The following is a 12209-nucleotide window of genomic DNA, read 5'->3' on the forward strand; positions in this document are numbered from 1 at the left end:
CTCAGCCTCCCAGATAGGCTTTGATGACTTCAGGGTGACTCTGCACCTCCGAAGGGGTGCCCAACGCCAGCACGCGACCGTAATTCAGCGCCAGCACACGGTCCGAGACCTCGTTCACCAGACCCATATCATGCTCGACCATCAGCACCGTGATGCCGAGTTCGTTGCGGATGTCGTGAATCCAGAAGGCCATATCCTCGGTTTCCTCGGTATTGAGGCCAGAGGACGGTTCGTCCAGCAACAGCAGCTTTGGCTCGGTGCAGAGCGCGCGGGCCAGTTCGACCACCTTGCGCGCGCCATAAGGCAGATTGACGATATAGGTGTCGCGATAGGCCTGCAGATTGAGGAAGTCGATCACATGCTCGACCTTCTCACGATGCGCCAGCTCCATCTTGCGCACCGACGGCAGGAACAGCAATTCGGAGGCCAGGTTGCCGCCGCGATGGGCATGGCGACCAAGCAGCAGGTTGTGCAGCACCGAGGCATGCTCGAACAGCTCGATATTCTGGAAGGTGCGCGCGATACCCATGGCAGCGATCTTGTGCGGGGCGGCACCAGTGATGTCCTGCCCCTCGAAGATCAGCTTGCCCTCGGTCGGGTCGTAGATGCGGCTGATCAGGTTGAACACCGTCGTCTTGCCCGCACCGTTGGGGCCGATGATGGTGAACACCTGGCCCTTCTCGATGTCGAAGCTGACGCCATCGACGGCCTTGATGCCGCCGAAGTTGATGGCGAGGTTGTCGGCCTTGAACAGCGTCACCGGTTGCGCTCCGACTTGGTGTAGGTCTTCTGCCGCTTGAAGGTGGCCTTCTTGTACAGCGGGAAGAGCGAGAAATAGAGTTTGACCTTCAGCCAGCGCCCGTAGATGCCCAGCGGCTCGAACAGGATGAAGAAGACCAGGATCAGGCCGAAGATGCCCGGCTCCAGGCCCGGCTGACGGGAGACGGCTTCGGGCAGATAGTCGCGCAGGATGGCAATCAGCTGCGGCAGCGAGCCGACGAAGATCGCGCCGAAGATCGCGCCATGGATTGAGCCCAGACCACCCACCACCACCATCAGCAAGAGCTGGATGGACAGCAGGATGTTGAAGGCATCGGGCGCCAGATAACCGATCTTGTGGGCAAACAGCGTGCCACCAAAGCCGGTGAAGCCGGCCGAGATCGAAAAGGCCAGTGTCTTGTAGGACGCGAGATTGACGCCCATCGACTGTGCCGCGATCTCGGAATCGCGGATGGCGACGAAGGCGCGCCCCGTGGGCGAACGCAGCAGGTTGAGTGCCGCCAGCACCGCCAGCACCAGCGCACCAAAGGTGATGTAGTAGAAGTTGATGTCGTCGACGATCGCGATGCCCAGCACCTCGGGCCGATCAACCGCAAAGCCCTTGAAGCCGCCGGTGACATGCTCCCAGCGAATCAGGATCTGCTCGATGATGAAGGCAAAGGCTAGCGTGGCGATGGCGAGATAGACGCCGGTGAGCCGCAGAGCCGGACGGCCGATGACCGCGCCGATGATGGCGCTGAGCACGGTGGCGACCGGAATCGAGATGAAGAAAGGCACACCCAGATTCAGCAGGATCGCATGGGTATAGGCGCCGATTCCGAGGAAGGCGGCATGGCCGAGCGATACCTGGCCAGTATAGCCGGTCAGGATCATCAGGCCGATGCCGACGATGGAGAGGATGAAGACGTAGGAGATTTCACCGAGCCAGAAATCTTCCAGCACGAAGGGCGCGGCCAGCAGGATGAGAATCAGCAGTCCATACCAGAAGCGGTCAACGCCATCCCGGAACAGGTTGATGTCCTGATTGTAATCGGTCTTGAAGAAAAAGCGCATGATCTGTCCTGCCCCTTACACGCGCTTGCGGCCGATGTTGCCGAACAGGCCCTGCGGCCGGATGAACAGCACCGCGAGGATCACCACGTAAGCCGCGACATCCTTGAAGCCTTCGGCCATGTAGATGCCCGAGAACTGCTCGATCACGCCGATCACCAGCCCACCGATCACGGCACCCGGGATCGAGCCGAAACCGCCCAGCACCGCGGCCGCGAAGGCCTTGAGACCCAGCAGGCCGATGGTGGTGTCGATCAGCGAGACCGGCGCCAGCAGGATGCCGGCGACCGCGGCCACAGCGGCCGAAATCGCCCAGACCAGCGAAAAGATCATCTTCACCGGGATGCCCATGTAATAGGCTGCCAGCTGGTTCTGCGAGGCCGCCTGCATGGCCACACCGATGCGGGTGAAGGTGAAGAAGGCATAAAGCACGCCGCAGAGCAGCGCCGTACCGACCACAATGGATACATTGACATCAGCGATGATGAAGCCGCCCACCCGGCTGACGCCATCAGTAAATGGTGTGGCGAAGGCCCGGGTCTCGGTACCCCAGATCATCGAGGCGCCCGAGCGGAAGATGAAGCCCAGGCCGATGGTAAGCATGACGACAGAAAACTGCGGCTGGCCGATCACCTGGCGTAGGATCACCGTGTCGAGTAGATAGCCGAATACCGCCATGAACAGCACCGCCCCCAGGAAGGCGAGCCAGTAATTCAGGCCAAAACCCTCGATCAGGGCAAAGGCCATGAACGCGCCCAGCATCAGCAGGTCGCCCTGGGCGAAATTCACCATTTCGGTGGCTTTGTAGATCAGCACGAATCCGAGTGCGATCAGGCCGTAGATACAGCCTGCCGCCAACCCATTCAGCAGCAACTGGACAATCTCAGACAGCGTCCACCCTCCCAGGTAATATTCAGGCGATTCTTGGTGTCGCCGTCTTGTGGTGGCAGATTACGGAGACGCTGCCGCAAAGGTCAATCGCTTTCGCGCTCAGATGAATGCTAATCACTTGACGCTACGTCAATATTTCCCGTCTACCTTCCGTCCGCGTCAAGCCGGGACTAAGGTTTTTTGCCCAGGAAGAAACCAGCATGTCGATCCCTTACGTCAAAGACCTCGAATTTGCTTACGGAACGGTCAGCGGCCTGTCGCCTCTGGTGCGCCGCGTCATTGCGCAAAATCCCTCTGCCTTCACCTTCCATGGTACCGGCACTTATATCGTCGGCCGGGGTAACGTCGCGGTGATCGACCCTGGTCCGGATGACCCCGCTCATATCGACGCCATCCTGGCCGCCCTGCCCGGCGAGACCGTCAGTCATATCCTGATCACGCACACCCATCGCGATCATTCCCCGGGTGCCGCTCTGCTGAAAGCCAAAACCGGCGCCAAGACCTGGGCCTTCGGACCGCATCCCCAACCCAAAGGTGGGCCGGCGGTGGAAGAAGGCGGCGATCACGATTTCCACCCTGACCATCTGCTGAAAGATGACGCCGTCGTAAGAGGTGCCGGCTGGACGGTGACGGCCGTGCACACACCGGGCCATATCTCCAATCATCTCTGCTTCGGGCTGCATGAGGAAAAAGCGCTGTTCAGTGGCGATCATGTGATGGGCTGGTCCACCACGGTGATCTCGCCGCCTGACGGCAGCATGACGGATTACTATGCCAGCCTGAAGAAGCTGCTGTTCCGCAACGACGTCCGTTACTACCCAACCCACGGCGCGCCAATCGATGCAACAAGCACTGGCCACTCGCCGCAGCATTTCGTCACCGAACTGATCCGGCATCGCGAAGCGCGCGAGACACAGATCATGTCCTGTCTGTCGTCAGGCCCGCAGACTATCCCGCAGATGGTGAAGACCATGTATGCCGACGTGCCGGCCTACCTGCATCCGGCAGCAGCACGCTCGGTGCTGGCGCATCTCATTCATATGGTCGGCGATGGCCGGGTGAAGGTAGACGGCGTCGCCAATGAAGTGGCGACATATCGGGCGGCCTAGCAGCCCGGGGTGCCGAGGCCGCTCCTGCCAGTGACAACAGGAACGACCTCGGCGGGGGGACGCGCGGTTTTACCGCGCGCTGAGGAAGTAATAGTCCGCCGTATAGGGGACGCGGGCGACAGCGCCGGCATTGTCAGCGGTACAAGTGACTCTCGGCGGCATGCCTCCAGCGGTGTTGACGCGCTGGACGCTGGTGACGGAACTGAAATCGCCCTTTTCACCTGCCGATGTGGCGGTGAGCAACAACCACGGAATAGCGCCCTGCTGCGGGGCGTCGACGCGGGCCTTCAGGACTCCACTGATGCGGCTGCCGTCATTCGCTTCCCATGTCGGACCTTCGAAATGGTCGCCGATCTTGCGACCGCTGAGATCGAACAGACTGGCCTGCGGCATCAGGAAAGCCCATTCATAGAATGCCGGCTGACTCGCCTTCGCGCGGCATTCGTAGACCTGCACACCTCTGGCGGCAGCCACCATGAGCAAGCGTTCGTCGGTACGGCCTTTCAACGCCTCCGGCACGGGAGGCTGTTCACTATGGGCAGGAGCAGCAAGAAGGATCAGGACAAGCACAGAAAGCAGTTTGATCGACTGACGCATTCAGAAACCTCTGAGTAGTTGAGCATTACCGTTGTCCCACTCCTCATGCCTACCCGCAGTGATAACAGTCACAGGGTTCTTGCAGCGTCACTTCACGTTCCCGCGACCGAATCGCGACGCATGCAGATATCGCGATTCGTCAGGTTTTATGCGGGTAAACTCTTCTTGATAAGAGCATCAGGGAAGCATGCCGCTTACTGCAAACACGGCACTGCTAACTCCACAGGATTACGGAAATGTGCAGCATGAAACGAAAAAGGCCGGACTTGCGTCCGGCCTCTCGTATGCTCCTTCGTGAGCGCCTATCGGCTCACCCGGTTACTTCGTGCTGAGCAGATAGTAGTCCGCCGTGTAAGGCGCGCGCACCACCGTGCTCACGTTACCCTGGGCGCAGGCAGTGCTCGGCGCAGCGCCGCCCACTGTATTCACACGCTGCACGCTGGTGAGGTCGCTGAACACACCCTTGGGGCCGGCCGGCGTGGCAGTGATCAGCAGCCACGGAATGGTGCCTGCCTGCGGGGCGTCGGCACGGGCTTTCAGGGTACCGGTGATCTTGCTGCCATCATTGGATTCCCAGGTCGGGCCGCCGTAGTGCTTGCCGATCTTGGCGCCACGGGTGTCGAACAGTTCGGCTTCGGGGCCGACGAAGGCCCATTCGAAGTTGCCCGGCTTGTCCTTCACAGCGCGGCATTCGTAAATCTGCACGCCCTTGGCCGGCACGACCATGGCCAGTTTCTCGTTAGGAGCGCCCTTCAGGGCATCAGGGACGGCTACAATGGCCGGGGGCTGCTCGCTGCCGGCACAGGCCACCAGCAGCAGGACAGGAAGCAGATACAGTGAACGTACAATCTTGTTCATGGGAACCTCAGCTTTGAAGATGTCGGATTGTTGTAAAACAGTGGTTCATCCCTGCATGAACACCGTTTCGTGCGCTCTCGGACTTGTTAGCGCCCGAAAGACAGACTCCCGATATCCGGTTTTATTCCCCCGCCGATAGTATTTTTTCTGATCCTCGCGGGCCTGCGGACCGGCATGTCCCACACCGCCCCTAAGGGTAAGCTCAACCTGTTGGAACTGCCCGCCGATTCGGTCGTTATCAGAGACCGCCTGTCACAACCCCTGCTGGCCCGTATTCCAGGAGCGCCTGCCCATCATGACGCCCGCCAAAGACAACCGCCCCACGGTGGATGCCGGTGACGACAAGTCGGTCGTGCTGGTGGTCGAGGACGAAGTCCTGATCCGCATGGTGATCGCCGAATATCTGCGCGACTGCGGTTATGCCGTGATCGAAGCCGGCAGCGGCCGGGAGGCCGTGTCGGTATTCGAGGCCTCGCTGGAGATTGATGCCGTCTTTACCGACGTGCAGATGCCGGGCGATATGGATGGTTTCGCCTTTGCCCGCTGGGTGCGCGCCAACCGGCCCGACACGTCCGTCATTCTCACGTCAGGTGTGGCCAAGGCCGCCGATGCCGCAGCCGAACTCTGCGGCGATGGCCCGCTGATGCAAAAACCGTATGAAGCCGCCGAAGTCGAGCGACGCATCAAACAGCTGTTGGCAGCGCGCAATCGCAGCCGCGCGAATTAAACGGAACAACCGTCATTGAAAAAGCCGGTCCGGTTTCCCGGGCCGGCTTTGTTTTTACGGCACTGCGCGTGCAGCGTTACGCGCCTGCGCTGGGCAGTTTGTAGTCCTTGAACTGGTCGCGCAGCTTGGTCTTCAGCAACTTGCCGGTCGCGGTATGGGGCAGTTCCGAAACGAAAACGACATCGTCGGGCAACCACCACTTGGCGACCTTGTCCTCGAGGTACTTCAGCATCTCGTCGCGACTGACCTCCTGGCCGGTCTTCTTGATCACCAGCAACAGCGGACGTTCCTGCCACTTGTCGTGATGCACACCGATCACGGCCGCTTCCTGCACGGCCGGATGGCCGACAGCCGCGTTTTCCAGGTCGATCGAGGAAATCCACTCACCGCCCGACTTGATCACGTCCTTCGACCGATCGGTGATCTGCATATAGCCATCGGCGTCCAGCGTGGCGACATCGCCGGTGGTGAACCAGCCATCCTTGTCCAGCACACTGCCGCCATCGCCGCGGAAATAGCCCTTGGTGATCCAGGGGCCACGCACCTTCACGTCGCCAAAGGCCTTGCCGTCACGCGGCAGTTCGTTGCCGTCGTCATCAGTAATCTTGATCTCCACACCATAGACGGTGCGCCCCTGCTTCTGCTGCACGTCCAGCCGCTGCTCCAAAGGCAGGGCCGCATGCTTCTTCAGCATGTTGCCGGTGGTGCCCAGCGGCGACATCTCGGTCATGCCCCAGGCATGGATGACGAAGCAGTTGAACTGCTTGGCGAAGCGCTCGATCATCGCGCGCGGCGCCGCGGAACCGCCGATCACGCAGCGTTCGAGCAGAATGTCCTTCTTCAGGTCGAGGCCCTGATTGGCATCGACATGCTGGAAGAAGGCGAGCCAGACCGTGGGTACGCCGAGCGAGAAGTTGCACTTTTCGTCGCGCAACAGCTCATAGACGCTCTTGCCATCCAGCGCCGGGCCAGGGAAGACCAGCTTGGCGCCGCACATCGCAGCGCCATAGGGCACGCCCCAGGCATTGGCGTGGAACAGCGGAACGATCACCAGCGCGGAATCTCCAGAGCCGAGATTAAGCCCATCGCGCTGGCAGACCGCATAGGAATGCAGAACCGTCGAGCGATGCGAATACAGCACGCCTTTCGGATTGCCGGTGGTGCCCGAGGTGTAGCAGAGCGAGGACGCCGTGCGTTCGTCGAACTGCGGCCAGGCATAATCGTCGCTCTCTTTACCGATCAGATCCTCGTAGCAGATCAGGTTGGGAATCTTGCTGTCCTTCGGCATATGCGCAGCATCGGTGAGCAGCACGAAGCCCTTCACGGTTTTCAGCTGCGGCGCCAGCTTCTCGATCAGCGGCACGAAGGTCAGATCGAAGAAGAGATAGCTGTCCTCGGCGTGATTGACGATGTAGTCGATCTGCTCGGGGAAGAGGCGCGGATTGACGGTGTGCAGTACCGCACCCATGCCGGACACGCCGTAATACAGCTCGAAATGGCGATAGGTGTTCCAGGCCAGCGTGCCGACGCGATCACCCAGCTTCACGCCCAGACGGGTCAGTGCGTTGGCCAGCTTCTTCGAACGACCGCAAAGATCCTTGTAGGTATAGCGATGCACCGGGCCTTCGACGGTGCGGGTCACGATCTCGGTCTGGCTGTGATACAGCGCGGCGTATTCAATCAGCTGCGAGATCAGCAACGGACGGTCCTGAATCAGGCCCAGCATCGGTTTCCTCCTGTTAGTACTTTTATTTTAAGGCCGGCAGTCTAGGACGCAGGCTCATACACCTGCAAGCAGGCGTGGCCGTGATGCACTGCACATTTCCCCCGCGACAATCAGCGCCCGGTAAAGACGGGCTTGCGCTTGGCCAGAAAAGCATCACGCCCTTCGGCGAAGTCGGCCGAATTGAACAGCAATGCCTGCCCGTCGGCCTCCTGCGCCAGCACAGCCTCCAGGGGCTGCGGTCCGCGGCCGAGCGCCGCCTTGGTGAAGGCGATCGGCAACGGCGCCATGGCCGCGAACCTGGCCGCCAGCGCAAGCGCCTCCTCCAGTGCCTTGCCCGGCTCGGTCATTTGATCGGCCAGACCGATCTGTACGGCACGGTCACCATCGATTTCCTCGGCCAGCATCAGCAGCCGCCGCACCCAGCCGGCATTAACCCGCTGCGGCACCGTCCATAGCACCGCCATGTCAGGCATCAGGCCGACCTTGCCGAAGGAGCAGCAGAATTTCGCATCGCGCGACGCGACCACCTGGTCACAGAGCAGCGCCAGCGACATGCCCGCGCCATAGGCAAATCCCTCCACGGCAGCAATCACCGGCTTTGGGCCGGCGGCGATCAGACGGACCAGGCGGTGCAGGTTGGCCAGACGCTGCCGTCCACCAACACCGGCGACATCCTGCATGGAAGAAATGTCGCCGCCGGCGCAGAAGGCACCGCCATTGCCGGTCAGCACGATGGCGCGAATCGCGGGGTCGGCCATCGCCGTCTCGAAGGCCTCATACAGGGCGGCCCGCAGCTCCAACGACAGCGCATTGCGCTTGGCGGCGTAATTCAGGCGGATGACACGGATCGCCTCGCCGCCGGCAATGGATGCAGGCGCGGATTCGGTGATGACCAGAGGCTGGGTCTCAACCATGATTCGGTACTCCCTTCCGGCAAAACCGGGGTAAATCCCCGTAAAAACCCTATAAAGCGGCATACTCGTGTAATTATATTTCGACAGTCTTTGCACAGATTTTGCGCAATGTGACTGTTTCGCGGGACGACTGTAACCCGGGAGACACACTTTCCTGCCTCAACCTCCAGTCTACCGGAGAAGTGTTTGAGGAACAGGAACTTGTCTGATTATCTCACCATCGAATTTTCTCTCGGAGGTTAGCCCTATGACTAAGTTTACTTTCCGCGCCGCCTTGGTGGCTCTTGGCCTGATGGCCACCATCTCGACGGTTTCGGCCCCGGCGATGGCAGCTGATGAAGACCGTTTCGCCGGCCTGCTGTCGGCCACGGTCGTTTCCGATTACCGCTTCCGCGGCATCAGCCAGACCGACACCGGCGCTGGCCTGCAGATCGGTGGCGAAGGCGCCATGAAGCTCACCGACATGGTGACCGGCTACCTCGGCTTCTGGGGCAGCAACGTCGACTTCAACAACAGCGCCAACGCTGAAGTTGATTTCCTCGCCGGCTTCCGCTGGAGCTTCGACAAGCTGAGCCTCGACACTGGCGTCATCCGCTACGTCTATGCGGGCGCCCTGGACTCGCTCAATCTCGACTTCAGCGAATTCAAGCTGACCGCCGCCTATGACTTCGGCTTCGCCATCCCGAGCGCCGGCGTCTACTACAGCCCGCAGTTCCAGGGTTCGTCGGGCAACGCCGTGTATTACACCGGTGGCGTGACCGTTCCGCTGCCGATCACCCAGTTCGAGCCGAAGATCATCGCCAACGTTGGCCATCAGAAGATCGACAAGAATACCAATTATGGCGTGCCGGACTACACCGATTGGAATATCGGCCTGTTCGCCAACTTCTGGGGCTTCACCGCCGGCATCCAGTATGTCGACACGAACCTGAAGAAGGGCGAATGCATGGGTGGCCAGAATTGGTGTGAAGCCGGTGCGGTTGCCTCGCTGGGCTACACCTTCAACTTCTGATCTGCAGAAGTCCTGATAAAGCCGCCGCCATCTTCGGATGGCGGCGGTTTTTTTATGCCCTACGCAGAAAGGCCGGTAATGGCGGCGAACCCTGCCACCGCCGCCCTCCGGCCCAGCCGCCGCATGGCGGCCGCCGTCATGCCACCCAGCGCATAGACGCGCAGCCCCTCCCGGGCTGCCAGGCCTGCCAGCCGGGTAAAACCCATGACGCCCAGCAACGCACCCCCGGGATGACTGGCTGTGGCAAAGACCGGCGAGATCAGCACCACTCCCGCCCCCGCCCTTGCCGCCTGGCGAACAGCGCCAGCATCATGGGCCGCAGCGGTCACCAGCCCCATCCCGCCCATCCCGTATCGCCGCGCTGCCCGCACCAGTCCCTGCGGCAAATGCAGGCCGTCAGCGCCCAGCCGGCGCGCCAGCCGCACATCACCCGCGACCAGTAACAGCAGGCCACGCTGCCGGCAGAGCCGCGCCACTTGCAGCCCCAGCAGCAGCCGGCGGGCCGGAGGAAGCTCGTAATGGCGGAACAGCACGCCATCACCTGCCTTCAAACGCCGGATCGCGGGCAACGGATCCGCCAGCCGGATGGCATCGGTAACCAGCAGCCTCGGCGGCAGGCCGCAGGGCTTTCGTCCGCGCCTGCGGATTGGTAGCGTGCGGCCGGTTCCCGTTTTCGTTCCTTGCATCAATGCAGCCTGCCATGACCCAGCCGTCACCGGAAGCATCCGACAGCCTCCAGAGCCGCCTCGCAGGCGTGCGTGGACGCATCGCCGAAGCTGCCGCTGAGGCCAGCCGCAAGCCAGAAGCCGTGACCCTGATTGCCGTGGCCAAAACCTTCCCCGCGGAAGCCGTGGCCGAGGCGCTCGCTGCCAGCCAGCGCCATTTTGGCGAGAATCGTGTGCAGGAGGGCATGGCCAAATATACCGACCTGCGGAAGACCTATCCCGATCTGGTGCTGCATCTGATCGGCCCGCTGCAGACCAACAAGGTGAAGCAGGCGGTCGCGCATTTCGATGTCATCCATACTTTGGACCGCCAGAGCCTGGCCGAGGAACTGGCCAAGGAATTCGGGAAGAGCGGCCGCCACCTGCCCTGCTTCGTGCAGGTCAATACCGGTGAGGAACCGCAGAAGGCCGGCTGCACGCCACGCGATGCCGATGCCTTCATCGCCGCCTGTCGTGCGCTCGATCTTCCCGTCGTCGGCCTGATGTGCATTCCGCCGGCCGAAGAAGAGCCTGCGCCGCATTTCGCCCTGCTGAACAAGATCGCGAAGCGAAATGGCCTGGATCAGCTCAGCATGGGCATGAGCGGTGATTTTGAAACGGCAGTGATGCTCGGGGCGACCCATGTGCGGGTCGGCAGCGCCATCTTTGGCGGGCGAACCTACGCCACGCCCGCCGCCTAGTTTCCCGCTACCAGCTTCGGCAGTTCGGCCAGCAGGCCTTCGCGGGCGCGATAGCTGGGATAGGTCTCCATCCGGCCTTCATCCTTGATCAAACGCGCAAAGATCACGGTGCGCCCCTCTTTCATGCCCCAGCCGACGAACCAGCCGAACAGCCGGTCGGAATCCAGCCCCCTGCCATCCGCCTTGAGTTGGGAATCCGCACCCGTCTTGCCGCGGATTGCCCAGCCATCGCTGGTCGGGAAAGCCGGCATGCTGGCAATCGCCTTCTCCTGCGCTGCCTTCGATACCGGGAGACTGCGATCCAGCAGTCGGCGCAGGAAGGCGACTTCCTCGCGCGGGGATATCTGCAGCGAGGAAGCCAGCCAGGCGTGCGTCAGACCATTGTTGCGGCCGGGATCGCCGGTGAGGTCGCGGTTACCATAATCCAGGCTGTCCACATATTGCTGGAACCGCTGCATCCCCATCTGTCGGGCCAGTTGCTGGGAGTACCAGACGACAGATTGCTCCAGCCAGGAGGCAGGATCGGTTGGCTTTTTCACGGCCTCTCGTGAAGCGTTGTATTCTTCACGATACGGCCAGACCGGCGCATGAACATCCTGCAGGATGCCGGCATCGAATCCCATCACCGCCAAAGGTATCTTGAAGGTGGAGGCCGGACTGTTCCGCGTGACGCAGTCGCCGGTTTCGTACAGCGTCCGTCCGTCGGCGGCATCAATGACGAGGGTGCAGGTCACCGCAGCCAGTGCATGGCCAGCCATGAGCAGCAGGCCGCCGGCGGCCGCCAGACTTTTCAGCATCATGGAATCCCGATATGCGGAATCAGTTCTTCTTGGTAGTGCCGCCCGAGGCAAGGGTGACGCTGTCGCCAGTGATCACGAAGGTGACCGAGCCATCGCTGGTCTTGTAGGTCCACTGCTCCAGCGGCCCGAGCTTCTGCAGTTCGCTCGGCTTGCCCAGCACCTTCTCCAGCTCCGCCTTGGTCTTGACCGGCTCGGCCTTGCGCAACGCTTCTTCGGTGGTGGGCGGGCCGCAGGCGATCAGGGCCAGCGGCAATGCAAGTGTAAAAACAAACCGGGCCAGACGAGCCATTGATCCTGCTCCATGTTGCGGGGGCATGATCAGTTAAGCGGCTCGTCCGGC

General features: G+C 61.5%; 14 protein-coding genes. 4 read left to right on the top strand and 10 right to left on the bottom strand.

Going from position 1 to position 12209, the window contains the following annotated elements:
- Window position 1: 1 nt before the first annotated feature.
- From AC1RRE_RS15035 to AC1RRE_RS15045, 3 genes are read right to left on the bottom strand one after another with little or no spacing between them, the layout of a single operon-like run.
- Window positions 2-760: an ABC transporter ATP-binding protein gene (locus AC1RRE_RS15035; RefSeq protein ID WP_492982001.1), complete on the bottom strand. Its 759-nt coding sequence runs from the start codon at window positions 758-760 to the stop codon at window positions 2-4.
- Window positions 757-1833 carry a branched-chain amino acid ABC transporter permease gene (locus tag AC1RRE_RS15040; RefSeq protein ID WP_492982002.1) on the bottom strand — a complete coding sequence of 359 codons (1077 nt, stop codon included), beginning with the start codon at window positions 1831-1833 and terminating at the stop codon, window positions 757-759. The genes AC1RRE_RS15035 and AC1RRE_RS15040 overlap by 4 nt, the downstream gene beginning before the upstream one ends.
- Before the next feature lie 15 nt (window positions 1834-1848).
- Window positions 1849-2703 carry a branched-chain amino acid ABC transporter permease gene (locus AC1RRE_RS15045; protein ID WP_492982003.1) on the bottom strand — a complete coding sequence of 285 codons (855 nt, stop codon included), beginning with the start codon at window positions 2701-2703 and terminating at the stop codon, window positions 1849-1851.
- Window positions 2704-2921: 218 nt separating this feature from the next.
- Here AC1RRE_RS15045 and AC1RRE_RS15050 point away from each other — a divergent pair, with 218 nt between their 5' ends.
- Window positions 2922-3830 (top strand): MBL fold metallo-hydrolase, encoded by a 909-nt coding sequence (locus AC1RRE_RS15050; RefSeq protein ID WP_492982004.1) that lies wholly within the window; start codon window positions 2922-2924, stop codon window positions 3828-3830.
- A 69-nt stretch (window positions 3831-3899) separates the two neighbouring features.
- Here the strand turns inward: AC1RRE_RS15050 and AC1RRE_RS15055 are convergent, their stop codons facing one another.
- Both AC1RRE_RS15055 and AC1RRE_RS15060 read right to left on the bottom strand, forming a co-directional pair.
- Window positions 3900-4427: a DUF3455 domain-containing protein gene (locus tag AC1RRE_RS15055; protein ID WP_492982005.1), complete on the bottom strand. Its 528-nt coding sequence runs from the start codon at window positions 4425-4427 to the stop codon at window positions 3900-3902.
- Window positions 4428-4745: 318 nt separating this feature from the next.
- Complete coding sequence (locus tag AC1RRE_RS15060; protein ID WP_492982006.1) at window positions 4746-5285, bottom strand: DUF3455 domain-containing protein; 540 nt, start codon at window positions 5283-5285, stop codon at window positions 4746-4748.
- Window positions 5286-5580: 295 nt separating this feature from the next.
- Here AC1RRE_RS15060 and AC1RRE_RS15065 point away from each other — a divergent pair, with 295 nt between their 5' ends.
- Window positions 5581-6012 carry a response regulator gene (locus AC1RRE_RS15065; protein ID WP_492982007.1) on the top strand — a complete coding sequence of 144 codons (432 nt, stop codon included), beginning with the start codon at window positions 5581-5583 and terminating at the stop codon, window positions 6010-6012.
- Window positions 6013-6088: 76 nt separating this feature from the next.
- Here the strand turns inward: AC1RRE_RS15065 and AC1RRE_RS15070 are convergent, their stop codons facing one another.
- Window positions 6089-7738 (bottom strand): 3-(methylthio)propionyl-CoA ligase, encoded by a 1650-nt coding sequence (locus tag AC1RRE_RS15070; protein ID WP_492982008.1) that lies wholly within the window; start codon window positions 7736-7738, stop codon window positions 6089-6091.
- Between the two features lie 110 nt (window positions 7739-7848).
- Complete coding sequence (locus AC1RRE_RS15075; protein WP_492982009.1) at window positions 7849-8652, bottom strand: enoyl-CoA hydratase/isomerase family protein; 804 nt, start codon at window positions 8650-8652, stop codon at window positions 7849-7851.
- A gap of 247 nt (window positions 8653-8899) precedes the next feature.
- On the opposite strand from AC1RRE_RS15075, the gene AC1RRE_RS15080 reads away from it, so the two are divergent.
- Complete coding sequence (locus AC1RRE_RS15080; RefSeq protein WP_492982010.1) at window positions 8900-9664, top strand: TorF family putative porin; 765 nt, start codon at window positions 8900-8902, stop codon at window positions 9662-9664.
- A 59-nt stretch (window positions 9665-9723) separates the two neighbouring features.
- Here the strand turns inward: AC1RRE_RS15080 and AC1RRE_RS15085 are convergent, their stop codons facing one another.
- Entirely contained in the window at window positions 9724-10350 is a 627-nt protein-coding gene (locus AC1RRE_RS15085) for a thiamine phosphate synthase (RefSeq protein ID WP_492982011.1), read from the bottom strand.
- Window positions 10351-10364: 14 nt separating this feature from the next.
- Here AC1RRE_RS15085 and AC1RRE_RS15090 point away from each other — a divergent pair, with 14 nt between their 5' ends.
- Entirely contained in the window at window positions 10365-11069 is a 705-nt protein-coding gene (locus AC1RRE_RS15090) for a YggS family pyridoxal phosphate-dependent enzyme (RefSeq protein ID WP_492982012.1), read from the top strand.
- Here the strand turns inward: AC1RRE_RS15090 and blaOXA are convergent.
- Both blaOXA and AC1RRE_RS15100 read right to left on the bottom strand, forming a co-directional pair.
- Window positions 11066-11869: a class D beta-lactamase gene (gene blaOXA / locus AC1RRE_RS15095; protein WP_492982013.1), complete on the bottom strand. Its 804-nt coding sequence runs from the start codon at window positions 11867-11869 to the stop codon at window positions 11066-11068. The genes AC1RRE_RS15090 and blaOXA overlap by 4 nt on opposite strands.
- A 19-nt stretch (window positions 11870-11888) precedes the next feature.
- Window positions 11889-12158 carry a hypothetical protein gene (locus AC1RRE_RS15100; RefSeq protein WP_492982014.1) on the bottom strand — a complete coding sequence of 90 codons (270 nt, stop codon included), beginning with the start codon at window positions 12156-12158 and terminating at the stop codon, window positions 11889-11891.
- Window positions 12159-12209: the final 51 nt, after the last annotated feature.

The organism is Ferrovibrio sp. GW821-FHT12D07, from assembly GCF_058807275.1.